The following is a 16,912-nucleotide window of genomic DNA, read 5'->3' as shown; positions in this document are numbered from 1 at the left end:
CGATGACGGCGAGGGGCGCGTTAACCGAAGCAATCGACCGGACATCACATGAGCGTGCTGCAGGGGATCCTGTACGAGGAGCCGTCGGCCTGGCTGTTCCTGCTGGTGACCGTCGTGATGGGCGGGTGGGCCGGATGGATGGCCGCCCGCGGCATCGCCCGGGGCTGGCGGCCGTTCTGGCAATGCGCCCTGGCGCTGCTTCTGGTGGCAGCCGCCGTGCGCTTCATTCACTACGCCCTGTTTTCGGGCACCCTGCTGTCGCTGCACTACTATGCGGTCGACGCGGTCATCGTCATGATCATCGGCGCTGCGGGCTTCCGCTACACGCGGACGCGCCAGATGACGAGCCAGTACCGCTGGCTCTACGAGAAGACCTCACCGCTGACATGGCGCGCACGGGCGCCCGCGGCCGGCGAGGTCCGATGAGTGCGGCCGGATCCGCACGTGCGGTCCTGACACTTAGGGGAAGTACGCGATGAGATCGATTCTGCTGGCCGGGCTCGCCCTCGGCGCCATGGCGGCGGCCGCGCAGGCCGCCGAGGTCAAGCTCGGCGTCGCCGCGCCGATCACGGGCAATAGCGCCGCCATCGGCGCGCAGCTCAAGAACGGCGCGAGCCAGGCGGTCGAGGACCTCAACAAGGCCGGCACGCTGAAGGGCACGACGCTGACCGTGACGGTCGGCGACGACGCCTCCGACCCGAAGCAGGGCGTCTCGGTGGCCAACAAGTTCGCCAGCGACGGCGTGAAGATGGTCGTCGGCGACTACAATTCCGGCGTGTCGATCCCGGCCTCCGACGTCTACCTGGACGCCGGCATCATCCAGGTCACGCCGGCCTCCACGAACGTGAAGTTCACCGAGCGCGGGATGTGGAACACGTTCCGCACCTGCGGCCGCGATGACCAGCAGGGTGCCGTCGCCGGCAACTACCTGGCCGATCACTTCAAGGGCAAGAAGGTCGCCTTCGTCCACGACAAGACCCCCTACGGCAAGGGGCTGGCCGACGAGACGCTGAAGGCCTTCAAGGCCAAGGGCGGCAAGGAGGTCATGTCCGAGGGCATCAATCCGGGCGAGAAGGACTACTCGGCGCTCGTCTCCAAGCTGAAGTCCGCCAACGTCGACGTGGTTTATTTCGGCGGCTACTACACCGAGGCCGGGCTGATCCTGCGCCAGATGCGCGATCAGGGCCTGAAGGCACCGATGATGGGCGGCGACGGCATGGTCGACCGCGAGCTGGTGGCGATCGCCGGTCCCGCGGCCGAGGGCACGCTGACCACCTTCCCGCCGGACGCCCGGAAGAACCCGAACGCCAAGGCGGCGCTCGCCGCCTTCAAGGCCAAGAACATCGATCCCGAGGGCTACACGCTCTACTCCTACGCGGCCGTGCAGGTCCTCGCGAAGGCGATGGCCGAGACCGGCTCCAGCGACGGCAAGAAGCTCGCCGACTGGCTGCACCAGGGCAAGCCGGTGGACACGGTGGTCGGGCCGATCGCCTACGACAAGAAGGGCGACATCACCCGGCCCGACTACGTCATGTACGAGTGGAAGAAGGGACCCGACGGCAAGATCGACTACAGCGGCAATGAGCTGACGAAGTAAGCCGCGGTCACGAACCGGGTTTTCAGTCCGACGCCGCCTCCCGATACCGCGGGGGGCGGCGTCGTCGTTTTCTATACCGTGGATTCGTCAGCTTTCCGGGCGGATCCGTCCTCCGCACCGCGTGCGTACGCCTAAGAAGTGTGCATGATGCCGCCGGCGCGAGCGTGAGGCCGGCTCAGCGCTTGGGAGGAGGCCATGAGGACGGCAGGGACCGCATCTGCGGACGTGCGCAGAGGCTTGGCCGCAACTTGTCCGTACTCAGCCGCAGGCTCGCGCGGCGCTTCGCCCCTTCTCCCGGCACCATCATTGCAAAGGCGTCGCCCGAGCGGGCGGGCCCGCGTACCCCGCCGCCGGCCGATGTCGTTCGGCCCGATCCAGGAGTTCCGTACCGATGCAGTCTGATATCGCTCGCCGCGGCGCCGCCGCGGCGCTGGGCCTGACCCTCGCCCTCGCTCCGATGAGCGTCGGGGCGCAGGAGCTGACCGGCACCCTCAAGAAGGTGAAGGACGCCAACGCCATCGTCATCGGCTACCGCGACGCCTCCGTGCCGTTCTCGTATCTCGGCGCCGATCAGAAGCCGATCGGCTACGCGATGGACATCTGCTACAAGATCGCCGACGCGGTGAAGGCCAAGCTCAACCTCCCGAACCTCGAGGTGAAGCTCAACCCGGTCACCTCCGCCACCCGCATCCCGCTGATGGCGAACGGCACGATCGACCTCGAGTGCGGCTCGACCACCAACAACGCCGAGCGCGAGAAGCAGGTGTGGTTCACCAACTCGCACTTCCTGACCGCGACCCGCTACGTCTCGAAGAAGTCGGCCAACCTGCACACGATCGAGGACCTGAAGGGCAAGACCGTCGTGTCGACCTCGGGCACCACGAACATCAAGCAGATCAACGAGGCCAACACGGAGCGCAAGCTCGGCCTGACGATCCTGCCGGCCAAGGACCACGCCGAGGCGTTCCTGATGGTCGAGACCGGCCGCGCCGCCGCCTTCGTGATGGATGACGTGCTGCTCGCCTCGCTCGCCGCCTCGTCGAAGGACCCCTCCGCCTACGAGATCTCCACCGAGGCCCTGTCGAAGCCCGAGCCCTACGGCATCATGCTCCGCAAGGACGACACCGAGTTCAAGAAGGTCGCGGACGACGCCACCGCCAAGCTCTACACGAGCCCCGAGGGCAAGGCCCTCTACGACAAGTGGTTCACCCAGCCGATCCCGCCGCGCAACATCAACCTCAACCTGCCGATGAGCGCGGAGATGAAGAAGCAGTTCACGACCCCGATCTCGAGCCCCGATCCGGCGGCCTACTGAGATCCGTTCGGTCCGGTTTCATGCCAAGATGCGCACCGCGGGCTCCGGCCCGCGGTGCGTCTCTATAAGCTCACAGTAGAAGCGGCGCGATGAACTACAACTGGAACTGGCGGATCTTCTTCGACGCCTCGCCGGAGGGCAACGGCACGTATCTCGACATGCTGCTCTCGGGGCTCATGTGGACGATCACGACCGCGCTCTGCTCCTGGGTGATCGCCTTCTTCCTGGGCTCCCTGGTCGGCGTGCTGCGCACCCTGCCGTCGAAGCCCGCGAACGCGATCGGCACGGCCTATGTCGAGCTGTTCCGCAACGTGCCGCTGCTGGTCCAGATGTTCCTCTGGTACTTCGTGCTGCCCGAAGTGGTGCCGACCCGGATCGGCGACGCGATCAAGCAATTGCCGGACGCGCCGTTCTACACGGCGGTGGTCTGCCTCGGCTTCTTCACCGCGTCCCGCGTGGCCGAGCAGGTCCGCGCCGGCATCCAGTCGCTGCCGCGGGGCCAGCGCATGGCCGGCACCGCCATGGGCTTCACCACCTATCAGACCTACCGCTACGTGCTGCTGCCCAACGCCTACCGGATCATCCTGCCGCCGATGACCTCGGAATTCCTCAACAATCTCAAGAACACGTCGGTGGCGCTGACCATCGGCCTGCTGGAGCTGACCGCCCGGGCCCGCTCGATGCAGGAATTCTCGTTCCAGGTGTTCGAGGCCTTCACGGCCGCGACGATCCTCTACGTGATCATCAACCTCGTGGTCGTCACGGCGGCGACCTTCCTGGAGAAGGCGGTCGCCATCCCCGGCCAGCGCTGAGGGCCGCCCGCTTCCGCTCCGCCACCCCGCCCGACGGCCACCGGTAACAGGCCCCGATGCTCTCGAATTTCGACTTCTCCGTCATCGTCTCGTCCCTGCCCTACCTGTTCGGTCAGGGCATGGTCTTCACCGTGACGCTCACCGCCATGGCCGCCGTGGGCGGCGTCATCATCGGCACGCTGCTGGCGATGGCGCGCCTGTCGGGCATTCCCGGCCTGTGGCACCTCGCCAAGGCCTACGTCGAGCTCTGCCGCTCGCTGCCGCTGGTTCTGGTGATCTTCTGGTTCTACTTCCTGGTGCCGTATATCGGCGCCTACCTGACCGGATCCTCGACGCCGATCCAGGTCGGCGCCTTCCCGTCGGCCCTGATCACCTTCATGGCCTTCGAGGCGGCCTACTTCTCGGAGATCATGCGCGCCGGCATCCAGTCGATCCCGAAGGGTCAGACGGCCGCCGCCCAGGCCCTCGGGATGAACTACTGGCAGACCATGGGCAACGTGATCCTGCCCCAGGCCTTCCGCAACATGCTGCCGCTGCTGCTGACCCAGACCATCATCCTGTTCCAGGACACGTCGCTGGTCTACGTGCTCTCGCTCACCGACTTCATGGGCGCCGCCTCGAAGGTCGCACAGCGCGACGGCCGTCTCGTCGAGATGTATGTCTTCGCCGCCGTGGTCTATTTTGCGATCTGCTTCTCGGCCTCGTACCTCGTGCGCCGCCTGCAGCGCCGCGTGGCCATCATCCGCTGACCGACACTGGAGACCGTGTCATGACCTCGTCCCCGATGCCGGCCCCCACCGCCGCCGAACCCGTCGCCGATGCCAGCCACGCGCCGAAGGATGCGGGCCTGCAGCCGGGCAGCCTGATCTCCGGCGCCCAGGCGGTGGCCCCCGGCGAGACGATGATCGCCATCGACAACATCAGCAAATGGTACGGCGACTTCCAGGTGCTGACGAACTGCAGCACCCAGGTCGCCAAGGGCGAGGTCGTGGTCGTCTGCGGTCCCTCGGGCTCGGGCAAGTCGACCCTGATCAAGTGCGTCAACGCCCTGGAGCCCTTCCAGAAGGGCCAGATCACGGTGGCCGGCACGAAGGTCGCCGACAAGGCCACCAACCTGCCGAAGCTCCGCTCGCGGGTCGGCATGGTGTTCCAGCACTTCGAGCTGTTCCCGCACCTGTCGATCACCGAGAACCTCACCATCGCCCAGCGCAAGGTGCTGGGCCGCAGCGGCGAGGACGCGAAGAAGCGCGGCCTCGACCTGCTCGCCCGCGTCGGCCTGGGAGCCCACGCGAACAAGTTCCCGGGGCAGCTCTCGGGCGGGCAGCAGCAGCGCGTCGCCATCGCCCGGGCCCTCGCCATGAACCCGGTGGTGATGCTGTTCGACGAGCCGACCTCGGCGCTGGACCCCGAGATGGTCGGCGAGGTGCTCGACGTGATGGTGGAGCTCGCCAAGGAGGGCATGACCATGATGGTCGTGACCCACGAGATGGGCTTCGCCCGCAAGGTCGCCGACCGGGTGATCTTCATGGATCGCGGCGAGATCGTCGAGGACGCCCGGAAGGACGAGTTCTTCGGCAGCCCCCGCTCCGAGCGCGCGCAGACCTTCCTGTCGAAGATCCTGCAGCACTGACGGCGGGTCGTCAGGCCAGCGCCTCCTGCGCGGCCCGGTATTCCCGGCCGTGCCGGCAGTAGCCCTCGACGATGCGGATCATCATGGCCCGCTTCTCGGCGTCGAGGGGCCCCAGGATGCGGGCGGGGCGGCCGCCCCAGAGGTAGCCGGCCTCCAGGATCTGCCCGGGATCGGTGGTGGCCCCGGCCGCCAGCATGACGTCGTCGGCGATGAGGGTGCCGGCCGCGATCGTCGCGCCGATGCCGATCAGCGCCCGCGCCCCGATCCGGCAATCGGCGATCCGGACGTTGTGGGCGATGGTCGTGTCCCGCCCGATTACCACCCCGTCCGCCCGGGTGCGGATCACCGTGTTGTCCTGGATGTTGGTGTCCGCGCCGACCACGATCGGTCCGACTTCCGCGTTGAGGTCGCAGCAGAACAGCACGCTCGCGCCGGCGCCGAGGCTCACCCGTCCGCGCAGGCGGGCGGTGCGCGCCACGAAGACGCTGTCCTCGACCTCCAGCGCCTCCCCGGCCGGGAGCGCGGGCCCGTCGCCCATCCGCTCGCGCAACCGCTCGGCCCGCTCGGCGACCTCGTCCGATCCGATCGCGCGGCTGGGGCGGGCCGGGCTGCCCGCGTAGGCGAAGCCGCCGGGCAGCGTCGCCCGGGGGAAGACCGTCGCGCCGGCCTCGAGGACCGCGCCGTCGCCGACCTCGGCGCCGTCGAGGATCACCACGTCGTCCTCGACGACGACGTCGGAGCCGAGCGTGCAGGCGTGGACCACGCTGTTGCGCCCGACCGTGACCCGGTCGCCGCACCGGGTGCCGTGCGTCGCGGTGGCGATGTGCACCGTCGAGCGGTGGCCGAGCCAGAAGCGGTCGCCGAGGGTGACGGTCTGGCCGTCCGCGCGAATCACCGCCTCGTCGCCGATCCAGGCCTGCGCGCCGATCCGGGCGGCGCCGATCACCGTGCTGCCGCGGCCGCACCAGACGGGGCGACTGGCGAAGTCCGGCTGCTCGCCGTCGTAGGGCAGGATCAGGTCGGGGGTCACGCGGGTATCCTTCTCCAGCGCCGTCCGGAGCGCGCGGGGACATCCGGACGATGGCGGGCCGCGCGCCGGGCCGGCAGGGCGCGACGGACCGTGTCATATAGAGGCGGGACCGGGTGTGACAGGGACGGGGCTGGTCCGCGAAGCCGGGGACTCCTATGGATCGGGCCATGAGCGCCCCCGTCCCGAGCGTCGGCATCCAGGCCGAGCCCTTCGACACCGCGGCCGAGATCGCCGGCCTGAGTGCCGCGCTGGGCGGCCGGGCCGGCGCCGTCGTGACCTTCACCGGCCTGTGCCGCGACGAGGGCGGGCGGCTGACCGCCCTCGAGCTGGAGCACTACCCCGGCATGGCCGAGGCCGAGATCCGGCGCGTCGCCGACGAGGCGATGGCGCGCTGGCCGCTCCAGGCCCTGCGGGTGATCCACCGGCACGGCCTGGTCCGTCCGGGCGACGGCATCGTGCTGGTGGTCACCGCCGCCAGCCACCGGGTCGCGGCGTTCGAGGCCGCGGACTTCCTGATGGACTACCTCAAGACCCGCGCCCCGTTCTGGAAGCGGGAGCATCTCGCCGACGGCACGACCGGCGGCTGGGTCGAGGCGGCGGCCCACGACGAGGCCGCGGCCGGCCGCTGGGCCTAATGGCCGTGCCCGGGGTCGCGCTCAGGCTGCCCTAGGGCGCTCGACGATCGGTGCGGCTCCCGGCTCCCGACGGCCGGAGACTGCGGTCCGGCGACGTGCGCGGACGACGCGCGGACGACGCGTGGACGCGCATCCCCACCTCGGATTGCACAGAAGCCGGCCGCCGGACTTGACCCCTGAGAGCCCGCGGCGTTCGTGAGCCCGCGGTTTAGGAGCGACGATGTCGGACAGCAGCCTTCAGGAACTGGACGGTCCCGTCGGGCCCTGGCGCGGGGCCGCACCGCTCGCGGCCTCCGGGATCGCCGTCGTGTGCTTCGTGGCGGCGCTGGCCCTGGCCTGGATGTCGGCCGGCACGCTCCTGCTCATCTTCGCCGGAGTGCTCCTCGGCGTGTTCCTCGACGGCCTGACCCGCGGGCTCGGCCGCGTCCTGCCGCTCCCGCGCGGCTTGCGGCTGTCCCTCGCCAGCGTGGCGGTCGCGGTCGCGGTGATCGGCTTCGGGAGCTACGGCGGCGCCACCATCGTCCAGCAGGGCCGGGACCTCGGGACGACGATCAAGGATCAGGCCGGAACCGTCACGGGCTGGCTGTCGGAGCGCGGCATCGACGTGCCGAGCCTCGCACCGCAGGGCGGTGGCAAGGACGGCTCGACCGATTCGGGCCAGCGTGAGGGGGGCCTCGGCGGCCTCGCGAACGGACTCCTGAAGGGCAGCAGCTCGATCGTCTCGGATGCCGGCAGCGTCCTCGGACCGGCCGCGGCCGTGATCCTCGGCCTGTTCGACGCCCTCGGCAACGTGCTGGTGATCGCCTTCCTGGGGCTCGCCTTCGCGGCCGAGCCGAAGGCCTACCGGGACGGGGTGGTCCGGTTCGTGCCGCCGGCGAAGCGCTGGCGCGCCAGCCAGGTCCTCGACGGGGCTGGCCAGACCCTCCGCCACTGGCTGTTCGGCCAGCTGATCATCATGGCGGTGATCTTCCTGTGCACCTGGGCCGGCCTCGCCTTCCTGGGCATCGGCGGCGCGCTGATCCTCGGCCTGCAGGCGGGCCTGCTCGCCTTCGTGCCGACGGTCGGGCCGCTGGTGGCGGGCCTCGTCATCGTCCTGGCCGCCCTGGCCTCGGGCACGAAGGCGGTGATCGGCGCGATCGGCGTCTATCTCGCGGTCCAGTGCCTGGAGAGCTACGGCCTGACGCCGTTCATCCAGAAGCGGGCGCTCGACATCCCGCCGGCCACGATCTTCGCCGGCCAGCTGATCCTGGGCGTGATCTTCGGGCTCTGGGGCATCGCCCTCGCCCTGCCGCTGATGGCGGTGATCAAGGTCCTGCTGGAGCAGCTCTACGTGGAGGACACGCTCCACGAGCAACCGAGCAGCTGAGCGCCCCGGGCGCCCGCGCCGTCGACGGGCGCGGGCGGCCGGTCAGCCGCGCAGCGCGGCCTCGATCATCCGGGCGACCGCCAGGGCCCGGCCGTCGTCGCCGAAGCGGCCGATCACCTGGACGCCCACCGGCAGGCGGTGGCCGGGCACCGGCACGTTCACGCAGGGCACGCCCATCAGCGTCCACAGCTGGTTGAAGCGCGGGTCGCCCGTCGAGGCCAGGGTCGCGGGCGCCGGGCCCGGCGCCGAGAAGGTCAGGATCGCGTCGTAATCGGCGAAGAGGCCCTTCAGCACCCGGCGGGCGTGATGGCCGTGGCGGCGCCCGTCATCGTACTGGGCCGGGCTGATCGTCGCCCCGTCATCGAGATGGGCGCGGGTGCGCGGCGGCAGCGCGTCGGCCTGCGTGTCGTACTCCCAGGCCAGCGCCAGCCGACCCTCGTAGTTCTGGATGAGGCGGTGGCGTTCCCAGGCCTGCGCCAGCTCGGTCGGCAGGGCGAGGTCGCTCACCCGCGCCCCGGACCGCTCGGCCGCCTGCCGGGCGCGGGTGAGCGCCGCCTCGGCCTCCGGCTCGGGGGCGCCGGCGAAATCCTGCCGCACCACGGCGATGCGCGGCGCCGAGCCCCCCTCCGCCCGCTCGATCTCCGGCCGCCCGGTGACGAGCGCGAGGGCGTGGGCGACGTCCGCGACCCCGGCGGCGAACAGCCCGACCGTGTCGAGGGCCCACGAGTAGGTCTTCACGCCGACCGTGGGGATCAGCCGGAACGACGGCTTCACCGCCGCGCAGCCGCAGAAGCTCGCGGGCCGGATCACCGAGCCCGCCGTCTGCGTGCCCAGGGCCAGCGGCAGCATCCCGGCGCCGACGGCGGCGGCCGAGCCCGCCGAGGAGCCCCCCGGCGTGTGGCCGGGATCGTGCGGGTTGACCGTCTCGGTCGGATCGCTGCTGGCGAAGGCCGTGGTGGTGGTTTTGGCGAGGGCGACGGCACCGAGCTGCTTCAGCCGGCTCACGACCGCGGCGTCGCCCCGGGGCTTCCAGCCCGCGTAGATCGGCGAGCCCATCTGGGTCGGCAGGCCCGCGCTGTCGATGATGTCCTTCACGCCGACCGCGATGCCGGCGAGCGGCCCGGCCTCGGGGATCGCCGGCGCCGCGTCGAGGGTGACCAGCGCGCGCAGGTCCGGCTCCCGCGCGGCGATCGCGGCGCGGCTCAGGTCGATCGCGCCCGCGGGCGTCAGGGTGCCGGCTTCGATGCGGGCGCGGAGGTCGAGAAGCGAGAGCATAATGCATTCAGTCCGCGGTCCGCGGCGCTGTCAACCGAGACGCCACAGCCGACGGCATTCCCGAAACGCCGTTGACGAACGCTTTACGCGACCGTGCGCATCGTCCGGGTCATGTGGCGTGGCGTATCCCTGTTCTCGGCCCTGGCGCTGTTCGGTGCGGGCCTCACCGCGTGCTCGATCAATCATTTCGAGCGACGTGAACCGTGGCGCGATCAGGCGGAGCAGGTCTGCCTGGCCAAGAAGCTCGTCGAGCCCTCGGAGTACATCACGCCCATCGCGGCGATGGATGGCCCGGGGCCGTGCGGCATGCAGCAGCCCTTCCGGGTGACGCGGCTCGGCGGCGGCTCCGTCCTGCTGAAGCAGCGGATGACGCTGGGCTGCCCGGCGCTGGCCGAGGCCGAGGCGTGGCTCGCCGACACGATCCAGCCGGCCGCCAACCTCTACTTCGGCGTGCCGGTGGCCGAGATCAACGCCGGCTCCTATTCCTGCCGCGGCCGCAACAACCAGCCCGGCGCCAAGCTCTCCGAGCACGGTTTCGGGAACGCGATCGACGTCATGTCGATCAAGCTCGCCGACGGCCACGTGATCACCGTCAAGGGCGGCTGGCGCGGCACGGAGGCCGAGCAGGGCTTCCTGCGCGAGATCTTCCTGGGCGCCTGCCAGCGCTTCACCACCGTGCTGGCGCCCGGCTCGAACGTGTTCCACTACGATCACATCCACGTCGATCTCGCACGGCACGACCCGCGCGGTCTGCGCCGGATCTGCAAGCCGCTGATCAAGTTCACGCCGCAGCTCGGCACCGGCGCCGAGCGGCCGCTGAGCCGTCCGATCCCGCCGCAGCGCCAGCCCGCCGGCCCTCAGGCGCCGGTGGACGTCGAGGAGGACGATCCCTACGGCGTGTCGCCGATGTCGAAGGCCGGGAGCGCGACCCAGGTCGCCCGTGCGCCCGCCCGGCCCCTCGACCGTCCGGCCGCGGCCTCGGCCTACACCGCGACGGCGCCCGTGCGGCCGGCACCGCGGGTCGCCGCCGCCCACGACGAGCCCGCGCAGGAGTACGACGAGCCGCTGCAGCTCGGCGCGCCGCCGAGCGCGGAGCCGATCTACTGAGAGGCGGGCGCGACCCGCGGCACTCGCGCCGGGCGCCGCTCCCGCGCCGCGCCCCAAGCGGGACTGTAGCGGCCGCGCCGCACAGGCCGGCAAAGCGCCGGCGCGGGACTGCCGGAGCTTGACTGGCGGCGCGGCGAAGCCATCGTTCGCGGATGCAGGATCGCACATCCGTCGAGGCACGCGCCATGCGCCCGGTTCTTCACGGCTTCGCCCTCGGGCTGGCCCTTCTCGCCCTGGCCCAGCCGGCGCTCGCCCGGTCGGCCCGGGAGGACATCGAGCCCGCCGAGGAGCGGATCTTCCCGTTCGACGCGCAGATCCCGGGCTGCCAGGACCCGTCGGTGCTGGAGCGGGTCTCGACCAACTTCGCCGAGAAGGAGGCGAAGTTCTGGAACTCGTCGATGACGATCCTGTCCTTCGACACGATCGAGCGCACCGCGTGGCGGCCCTGGGGCCTCGACACCTATCCGCGCCGGTTCTGCACCGCGACCGTGACCACCTCCGACGGGGTCCGCCGCAAGGTCGACTACTCGGTGCGCGAGAGCCTCGGCATCATCGGCGCGACCTGGGGCGTCGAGTTCTGCATCCACGGCCTCGACCGGGACCTCTCCTACGCCTACGCCACCGCCTGCCGGATGGCGCGTCCCTGACCATGCGCGGGCGCGCCGCCGGCCTCGCGGGCCTGCTCCTCGCCGGGTCGGCCGCCGCCCCGGCCGCCGCCCAGGATTACGGCGGCTTCGCCCGGCGCGGCGCGCCCGGCGACTTCGACTTCTACGTCCTCGCCCTGTCGTGGTCGCCGACCTACTGCGCGGGGCCGGGCGCCCGCCGGGACGACGTCCAGTGCGCCCCCGGACGCGGCCTGGGCTTCGTCGTCCACGGCCTGTGGCCGCAATACGCGAGCGGGTACCCGCAGAACTGCTCGGCGGTGAACCGCGCCCCGACCCGGCAGGCCATGGAGGTCGCCGGGCAGGTCTACCCGAGCGAGGGCCTCGCGCGGTACGAGTGGCGCAAGCACGGCACCTGCTCGGGTCTCGATCCCGCCGCCTATTTCGCGGCCGCCCGCGCGGCGCGGCTCGCGGTGACGATCCCCGACGGGCTCAAGGGCGGCGCCCCGCCGCAGACCCTCGCGCCGATCGAGATCGCGCGGCAGTTCGTGGCGGCCAATCGCGGCCTGCGCCCCGACATGATGGCGGTCACCTGCATCCGCGGGCAGCTGCAGGAGGTCCGGATCTGCTTCGGCAAGGACCTGCGCGGCTTCACCCCCTGTCCCGAGGTCGCCCGCGGCAATTGCCGGGCGCCCGAGGTGAGCCTCGACGCCGCGCGCTGAGTTTTTTCCGCCTTTCGCGCGCCGGCCCCTGGACCCGGCGCCCGGGATCGGCTTCAGCGCGCTGCCATGAACTATCGGCACGCCTTCCACGCCGGCAACCACGCCGACGTCCTCAAGCACCTCGTCCTGGCGCGGGTGCTCGACCACCTGCGCCTCAAGGACAAGCCGTTCCGGGCGCTGGACGCCTTCGCGGGCCTCGGCGTCTACGATCTCGAGGCCGACGAGGCGGCCCGGACCGGAGAGTGGCGGGACGGCTGGGGCCGGATGGCGGCGCCCTTCGCGCCGGAGGTGGAAGCGCTGCTGGAGCCCTACCGGGCCGCGGTGGCGGCGGTGCGCGCTCGACACGGCACCACCGCCTATCCGGGCTCGCCGGCCGTGATCCGCGAGGCGCTCCGCCCCGGCGACAAGGGCGTGTTCGTCGAGCTGCACCCGGCGGACGCCGCGACCCTGCAGGACCGCTACGCCCGCGATCCCCGCACTAAGGTGATGAACCTCGACGGCTGGACCGCGATCAACGCGCAGATCCCGCCGCCGGAGCGGCGCGGCCTCGTGCTGATCGACCCGCCCTACGAGGTGCCCGGCGAGATCGAGCGCCTCGGCGCCCATCTCGCCCGCGCGGTGGCGAAATGGCCGACCGGCCTGTTCCTGGCCTGGTACCCGATCAAGGACGTCGCGGCCCTCGACCGGATGGTCCGCGATCTCGGGGCCGCCCTGCCCCGCCCCGCCCTGCGCCTCGACCTGCTGATCGACCGGCCGGACGACCCGATGCGGCTGACCGGCAGCGGCCTGATCGTCGTCAACCCGCCCTGGCGCCTCGCCGATGAGGCGATGCTGTTCCTGCCGGCGCTCGCAGAGCGTCTGGCCCGGCAGGACTTCGGAGGGTTTCGCTGCGATCCGATCGGCCCGGCCGCCTGACTCGGTAGAATTGGGGCGCCGCGCGGAAGACCTCCGGGCCTGCGCGGAAGGAAAAGGCCGGGGTTCCGATACAATTGTGGCGGCAAAGTCACATTTCCGCATCGAACGTGATCAGCGATACGGAACTGCCCAAAAAATATGCAACTGCTCTATGTTTGATTTTGTGTCAATCGCCCCGCGATGTCAGCTTGGCCTTAGACGAACCCAAACGAGCTGCGACACCATGCTGAAGCGATCCACCCTGGCCGGCTTGGCCACCGTGCTGCTGTCCTCGACCAGCATCCTCGCGGCCGACCTGTCGGCCCCGGCGCCGGTCGCGCCCCCCGCCGAGCCCTGCAAGGCCACGCTCCTCGGCCCGGCCTACGGCGGCGTGATCAAGGCCAACCCGAATCCGAGCTGCTTCTCGGCCGGACCGCTCGGCGACCTCTACGTGGGCGGCGCCATCACCGGCTACGGCTACACTCAGTCGAACCCGTTCGCGTCGTTCTCGACCCCGGCGGCGCCCAACGACCGCGACCGCGCGGCCCGGTTCGACTTCTCGAACGTGCAGGGCATCATCCAGAAGCCCGAGGGCGCGTTCCAGTTCTACATCCAGGCCGGCGGCTACTCGATCCCGCAGCTCGGCTTCCCCACCCTCAGCACCTTCACCCAGACCGACCTCCTGTTCGGCCCGGTCCCGGTCGCCTACGGCAAGATCCAGATCAACGATGAATGGTCGGTCCAGGGCGGCCGGATGTTCACCATGATCGGCACCGAGCTGCTGTTCACCTACCAGAACCTGAACATCAACCGCGGCCTCCTGTTCGTGCAGGAGAACTTCATCAACCAGGGCGTGCAGGTCAACTACAGCAGCGGGCCGCTCTCGGTGTCGGTCGCCGGCACGGACGGGTTCTTCTCCAACGAGATCTCTTGGTTCACCGGCAACGTCGCCTACAAGCTCGACGACTACAACACGATCGGCGTCAACGGCGGTCTGAACCTCGGCCGGACCAACGCCCTCGACCGCAGCCCGCGCTACCAGTTCGCGACGCCGAACCTCCAGCAGAACAGCGGCATCTTCAACATCAACTACACCTACGCGAACGGTCCGTGGATCATCTCGCCGTACTTCCAGTTCACCAACGTCGAGCGTGACCTGCGCGTCGGCATCGCCAACTCGGCCTCGACCTACGGCGGCGCGCTGCTGGCGGCCTACTCCTTCACCGACAATTTCGCCCTGGCCGGCCGCGTCGAGTACACCGAGCAGACCGGCGTCCGCGGGTCGGGCGGCACCAACCTGCTGGGCTTCGGCGCCGGCAGCAACGCCTTCTCGGTGACGGTCACGCCGACCTTCACCTTCGACCGCTACTTCTTCCGGGTGGAGTACGCCCACGTCGAGCTCGGCGGGATCACCCGCGGCAACCTCGCGGAAGGCACGCTCGGCACCGGCTTCGGCCGCACCGGCAACCGCACCTCGCAGGACCGCTACATGGTCGAGACCGGCATCACCTTCTGATCGGATCGCCCGGTCCGGCTCAGGACGCCTGTCAGCGAGCCCCCGGCCTCAGGCCGGGGGCTTTTTCGTGGCCGCGCGCCATCGGTCCCGGCCCGGCACGCCCTCCCGGAGTTAGGCTCTCCTGAGCAGGCGCCGGCCCGGCCGATGGCCCTCCTCGCCGGTGTCGCGGAAGCCGAGCTTCTCCAGAAGGCCCCAGGAGGCGACGTTGGCGGGGCGGCACTCCGCCACGACGACGCGCGCCGGGAAGCGCCCGCCGAGGAGCCCGAGGATCGCCGAGACGGCCTCGTAGGCGTAGCCGCGCCCGCGGGCGGCGCCGCCGACCCAGTACCCGATCTCGATCGTGCCGGCGCCGCGCAGGTGCGTGCCGAAGACGCCGACGAGCGCGCGCCCGGCCGGATCGGGCGTGCCGTCCCGCGTCCAGGCGCCGAGGAAGCAGTCCCGGCCCCGCGCGCCGCTGCGAATCAGGTCCTCGGCGTCCTGCAGCGTGAACGGCGTCGGCAGGAAATCCACCGCCGCGGTGATGGCCGGATCGTCGGTGAGCGCGCGGACGGCCGGCGCGTCGGCAGGCCGGAGGGCGGCGATCGCGAGGCGCGCCGTCTCGAGCGCCGGCAGGTCGGCCAGGGTGTCGCGCGCGCCGCGGATGGTAAACATGGATGCGATGTGGGGTGCCGGCCGGTTACGAAAAGGGACGCTCCCGCGAGCGGGAATCATCCTCGGGGCCGCGCGAAAACCTTGCACCTACCTTCGCTCCAGGGTCGCAGACCGCCGGAACGGGAACGGTTGCTTAACCTGAATCCGTCTTCATTGGCGCATCAGGTTGCGTCAGGCAAACGGGTGCGTCGATGCGGGTGCGCGGTACGGGTCAGATGTTGCGGACGCTGTCGCGCGTCGCGCTCATCGGCATCATCGGCGGTGCGGCTGCCGCCTGTTCGTCGGACGCGTCGCGTCTGACGAACCCGTTCTCGAACCCGTTCGACTCGGAACCCTCCGCGACCGGCAGCCTGCCGGACGGGAGCCTCAAGTCCGTCCCGCCGGTCCGGACCGGCCGCATCCAGTCGGAGGCGCTCGGCGCCCCCGCCGCCGCGCGTCCGTCCGCCGCCGCGACGCCGGTCCAGACCAACGCCCCCGCCCCCGCGACCCGCGTCGCATCGACCGGCAAGGTCGGCTGGAGCGCCGAGGGTGGCACGCAGATCACCGTGTCGCGCAACGACAGCCTGAACCAGATGTCGACCCGCTTCGGCGTGCCCGCTTCGGCGATCCTGGCCGCCAACGGCCTGAGCAACGCGAACCAGATCACGCCCGGCCGCCAGATCGTGATCCCGGTCTACAACGCCTCCGGGCTGAACCCCGCCGCGTCCCCGATGACCGCCCGGCCGGCCCGGGCCGCCGAGGAGAAGCGCGAGGACGCCAAGCAGGTCGAGAACAAGATCGCGACCAAGCGCGAGGAGGCCAAGGAAGCCGCCAAGGAAGCCGCCAAGGAGGCCGCCCAGAAGCTGGCCGAGGCGAAGGCCGCCAAGGAGGCCGCGCAGAAGGCCGCCGCCGCCGAGAAGGAGGCGGAGCGCAAGGAGGCACTCGCCCGCGACGCCGCCGCCCGCAAGGTCGCCGACGCCAAGACCCGCAAGGACGTCGCCCTGAAGGAGGGCGAGAAGCCGAAGCACGTGCGCCCGGGACAGGTCGCCAAGGCGGACGAGAAGAAGGCCGACGAGAAGAAGGCGGATCCGAAGGCCGAGGCCAAGGCGAAGGCCGAGGCGAAGGCTCAGGAGGCCAAGGCCGAGGCGAAGGCCGCCGCGAAGGCGGAGGCCGCCCAGAAGCTCGCCGAGGCGAAGGCCGCCAAGGAAGCTGCCCAGAAGGCCGCCAAGGAGGCCGCCGCCGCCGAGAAGGTCGAGAAGGTCGCCGCCAAGGAGGCGCCGAAGGCGGCCCCGGTCGCTGCCGCGCCGGCCAAGCCCGAGCCCGCCGCCACCGGCTCGGTGGCCGAAGCGACGGAGAACTTCCGCTGGCCCGCCAAGGGCCGGGTGATCTCCGGCTACGGCACCTCGGGCAACGAGGGCATCAACATCGCCGTGCCGGAGGGTACTCCGGTCAAGGCCGCCGAGGAGGGCACGGTCGCCTATGCCGGCTCCGACGTGAAGGGCTACGGCAAGCTGGTCCTCGTGCGCCACGCCAACGGCTACGTCTCGGCCTACGCCCATAACGGTGAGATCGACGTGAAGCCCGGCGAGAAGGTCAAGCGCGGACAGACCATCGCGAAGTCCGGCGCCTCCGGAAACGTGACCTCGCCGCAGCTGCACTTCGAGATCCGCAAGGGCGGCGCGCCCGTGGATCCGATGTCCCAGCTCGCCAGCAACTGAGACGGACCGCGCGGGGCCGAGGCCGGCCCGCGCGGGACCGAACGAGTCGGCAGGACGCGGCGG

Annotated in this window: 17 protein-coding genes; 14 read left to right on the top strand and 3 right to left on the bottom strand. The window is 70.9% G+C overall.

Annotated elements, in window-relative coordinates; translation table 11 throughout:
* Window positions 1-57 precede the first annotated feature (57 nt).
* The 6 genes from ACX9MN_RS13920 (at window position 58) to ACX9MN_RS13895 (ending at window position 5,354) form a co-directional block, all read left to right on the top strand.
* Window positions 58-426, top strand: coding sequence for a DUF6867 family protein (locus ACX9MN_RS13920; RefSeq protein ID WP_026605095.1), 369 nt, complete (start codon window positions 58-60; stop codon window positions 424-426).
* Between the two features lie 49 nt (window positions 427-475).
* The gene (locus ACX9MN_RS13915; RefSeq protein ID WP_091927044.1) at window positions 476-1,597 is read left to right on the top strand and encodes a branched-chain amino acid ABC transporter substrate-binding protein; all 1,122 of its coding nucleotides are present in this window, start codon (window positions 476-478) and stop codon (window positions 1,595-1,597) included.
* A gap of 391 nt (window positions 1,598-1,988) precedes the next feature.
* Complete coding sequence (locus ACX9MN_RS13910; protein WP_020094228.1) at window positions 1,989-2,912, top strand: amino acid ABC transporter substrate-binding protein; 924 nt, start codon at window positions 1,989-1,991, stop codon at window positions 2,910-2,912.
* 89 nt (window positions 2,913-3,001) lie between these two features.
* The gene (locus tag ACX9MN_RS13905; RefSeq protein WP_059409257.1) at window positions 3,002-3,724 is read left to right on the top strand and encodes an amino acid ABC transporter permease; all 723 of its coding nucleotides are present in this window, start codon (window positions 3,002-3,004) and stop codon (window positions 3,722-3,724) included.
* A 56-nt stretch (window positions 3,725-3,780) separates the two neighbouring features.
* The gene (locus ACX9MN_RS13900) at window positions 3,781-4,473 is read left to right on the top strand and encodes an amino acid ABC transporter permease (protein ID WP_020094226.1); all 693 of its coding nucleotides are present in this window, start codon (window positions 3,781-3,783) and stop codon (window positions 4,471-4,473) included.
* 152 nt (window positions 4,474-4,625) lie between these two features.
* Entirely contained in the window at window positions 4,626-5,354 is a 729-nt protein-coding gene (locus ACX9MN_RS13895; RefSeq protein WP_056534124.1) for an amino acid ABC transporter ATP-binding protein, read from the top strand.
* A gap of 10 nt (window positions 5,355-5,364) precedes the next feature.
* Here the strand turns inward: ACX9MN_RS13895 and ACX9MN_RS13890 are convergent, their stop codons facing one another.
* Window positions 5,365-6,384: a gamma carbonic anhydrase family protein gene (locus ACX9MN_RS13890; RefSeq protein WP_020094224.1), complete on the bottom strand. Its 1,020-nt coding sequence runs from the start codon at window positions 6,382-6,384 to the stop codon at window positions 5,365-5,367.
* A gap of 167 nt (window positions 6,385-6,551) precedes the next feature.
* Between ACX9MN_RS13890 and ACX9MN_RS13885 the strand changes: the two genes are divergently transcribed.
* Window positions 6,552-7,019, top strand: coding sequence for a molybdenum cofactor biosynthesis protein MoaE (locus ACX9MN_RS13885; protein WP_020094223.1), 468 nt, complete (start codon window positions 6,552-6,554; stop codon window positions 7,017-7,019).
* 220 nt (window positions 7,020-7,239) lie between these two features.
* On the top strand, window positions 7,240-8,385 hold the full coding sequence (locus tag ACX9MN_RS13880) for an AI-2E family transporter (protein WP_489724725.1): 1,146 nt from the start codon (window positions 7,240-7,242) through the stop codon (window positions 8,383-8,385).
* 42 nt (window positions 8,386-8,427) lie between these two features.
* Here the strand turns inward: ACX9MN_RS13880 and ACX9MN_RS13875 are convergent, their stop codons facing one another.
* Window positions 8,428-9,660, bottom strand: coding sequence for an amidase (locus ACX9MN_RS13875; RefSeq protein ID WP_091681185.1), 1,233 nt, complete (start codon window positions 9,658-9,660; stop codon window positions 8,428-8,430).
* Between the two features lie 111 nt (window positions 9,661-9,771).
* Between ACX9MN_RS13875 and ACX9MN_RS13870 the strand changes: the two genes are divergently transcribed.
* The 5 genes from ACX9MN_RS13870 to ACX9MN_RS13850 all read left to right on the top strand — a co-directional run bounded on the left by ACX9MN_RS13870 (window position 9,772) and on the right by ACX9MN_RS13850 (window position 14,501).
* Entirely contained in the window at window positions 9,772-10,767 is a 996-nt protein-coding gene (locus ACX9MN_RS13870; protein ID WP_091681218.1) for an extensin-like domain-containing protein, read from the top strand.
* Window positions 10,768-10,952: 185 nt separating this feature from the next.
* Window positions 10,953-11,414 (top strand): hypothetical protein, encoded by a 462-nt coding sequence (locus ACX9MN_RS13865; RefSeq protein ID WP_020094218.1) that lies wholly within the window; start codon window positions 10,953-10,955, stop codon window positions 11,412-11,414.
* A 2-nt stretch (window positions 11,415-11,416) separates the two neighbouring features.
* Window positions 11,417-12,091 carry a ribonuclease T2 family protein gene (locus ACX9MN_RS13860; protein ID WP_489724724.1) on the top strand — a complete coding sequence of 225 codons (675 nt, stop codon included), beginning with the start codon at window positions 11,417-11,419 and terminating at the stop codon, window positions 12,089-12,091.
* A 66-nt stretch (window positions 12,092-12,157) separates the two neighbouring features.
* The gene (locus ACX9MN_RS13855; RefSeq protein WP_427509933.1) at window positions 12,158-13,006 is read left to right on the top strand and encodes a 23S rRNA (adenine(2030)-N(6))-methyltransferase RlmJ; all 849 of its coding nucleotides are present in this window, start codon (window positions 12,158-12,160) and stop codon (window positions 13,004-13,006) included.
* 223 nt (window positions 13,007-13,229) lie between these two features.
* The gene (locus ACX9MN_RS13850) at window positions 13,230-14,501 is read left to right on the top strand and encodes a porin (protein WP_489724723.1); all 1,272 of its coding nucleotides are present in this window, start codon (window positions 13,230-13,232) and stop codon (window positions 14,499-14,501) included.
* 111 nt (window positions 14,502-14,612) lie between these two features.
* Here the strand turns inward: ACX9MN_RS13850 and ACX9MN_RS13845 are convergent, their stop codons facing one another.
* On the bottom strand, window positions 14,613-15,152 hold the full coding sequence (locus tag ACX9MN_RS13845) for a GNAT family N-acetyltransferase (RefSeq protein WP_489724722.1): 540 nt from the start codon (window positions 15,150-15,152) through the stop codon (window positions 14,613-14,615).
* Between the two features lie 191 nt (window positions 15,153-15,343).
* Between ACX9MN_RS13845 and ACX9MN_RS13840 the strand changes: the two genes are divergently transcribed.
* Window positions 15,344-16,849, top strand: coding sequence for a peptidoglycan DD-metalloendopeptidase family protein (locus ACX9MN_RS13840; protein ID WP_489724721.1), 1,506 nt, complete (start codon window positions 15,344-15,346; stop codon window positions 16,847-16,849).
* Window positions 16,850-16,912 lie beyond the last annotated feature (63 nt).

The sequence above is a fragment of the Methylobacterium sp. 1A genome (genome assembly GCF_058072805.1).
Note: the sequence above shows the minus strand (reverse complement) of the source record. Positions and strands in the feature narration are given on the sequence as shown.

What these genes read in the sequence shown, in the direction of transcription:
- ACX9MN_RS13875 (WP_091681185.1), bottom strand. Translation starts at nt 9,660, where the DNA reads ATGCTCTCGCTTCTCGACCTCCGCGCCCGCATCGAAGCCGGCACCCTG.
- ACX9MN_RS13865 (WP_020094218.1), top strand. Translation starts at nt 10,953, where the DNA reads ATGCGCCCGGTTCTTCACGGCTTCGCCCTCGGGCTGGCCCTTCTCGCC.
- ACX9MN_RS13880 (WP_489724725.1), top strand. Translation starts at nt 7,240, where the DNA reads ATGTCGGACAGCAGCCTTCAGGAACTGGACGGTCCCGTCGGGCCCTGG.
- ACX9MN_RS13885 (WP_020094223.1), top strand. Translation starts at nt 6,552, where the DNA reads ATGAGCGCCCCCGTCCCGAGCGTCGGCATCCAGGCCGAGCCCTTCGAC.
- ACX9MN_RS13900 (WP_020094226.1), top strand. Translation starts at nt 3,781, where the DNA reads ATGCTCTCGAATTTCGACTTCTCCGTCATCGTCTCGTCCCTGCCCTAC.
- ACX9MN_RS13860 (WP_489724724.1), top strand. Translation starts at nt 11,417, where the DNA reads ATGCGCGGGCGCGCCGCCGGCCTCGCGGGCCTGCTCCTCGCCGGGTCG.
- ACX9MN_RS13855 (WP_427509933.1), top strand. Translation starts at nt 12,158, where the DNA reads ATGAACTATCGGCACGCCTTCCACGCCGGCAACCACGCCGACGTCCTC.
- ACX9MN_RS13845 (WP_489724722.1), bottom strand. Translation starts at nt 15,152, where the DNA reads ATGTTTACCATCCGCGGCGCGCGCGACACCCTGGCCGACCTGCCGGCG.
- ACX9MN_RS13915 (WP_091927044.1), top strand. Translation starts at nt 476, where the DNA reads ATGAGATCGATTCTGCTGGCCGGGCTCGCCCTCGGCGCCATGGCGGCG.
- ACX9MN_RS13895 (WP_056534124.1), top strand. Translation starts at nt 4,626, where the DNA reads ATGATCGCCATCGACAACATCAGCAAATGGTACGGCGACTTCCAGGTG.
- ACX9MN_RS13840 (WP_489724721.1), top strand. Translation starts at nt 15,344, where the DNA reads ATGCGGGTGCGCGGTACGGGTCAGATGTTGCGGACGCTGTCGCGCGTC.
- ACX9MN_RS13905 (WP_059409257.1), top strand. Translation starts at nt 3,002, where the DNA reads ATGAACTACAACTGGAACTGGCGGATCTTCTTCGACGCCTCGCCGGAG.
- ACX9MN_RS13850 (WP_489724723.1), top strand. Translation starts at nt 13,230, where the DNA reads ATGCTGAAGCGATCCACCCTGGCCGGCTTGGCCACCGTGCTGCTGTCC.
- ACX9MN_RS13870 (WP_091681218.1), top strand. Translation starts at nt 9,772, where the DNA reads ATGTGGCGTGGCGTATCCCTGTTCTCGGCCCTGGCGCTGTTCGGTGCG.
- ACX9MN_RS13910 (WP_020094228.1), top strand. Translation starts at nt 1,989, where the DNA reads ATGCAGTCTGATATCGCTCGCCGCGGCGCCGCCGCGGCGCTGGGCCTG.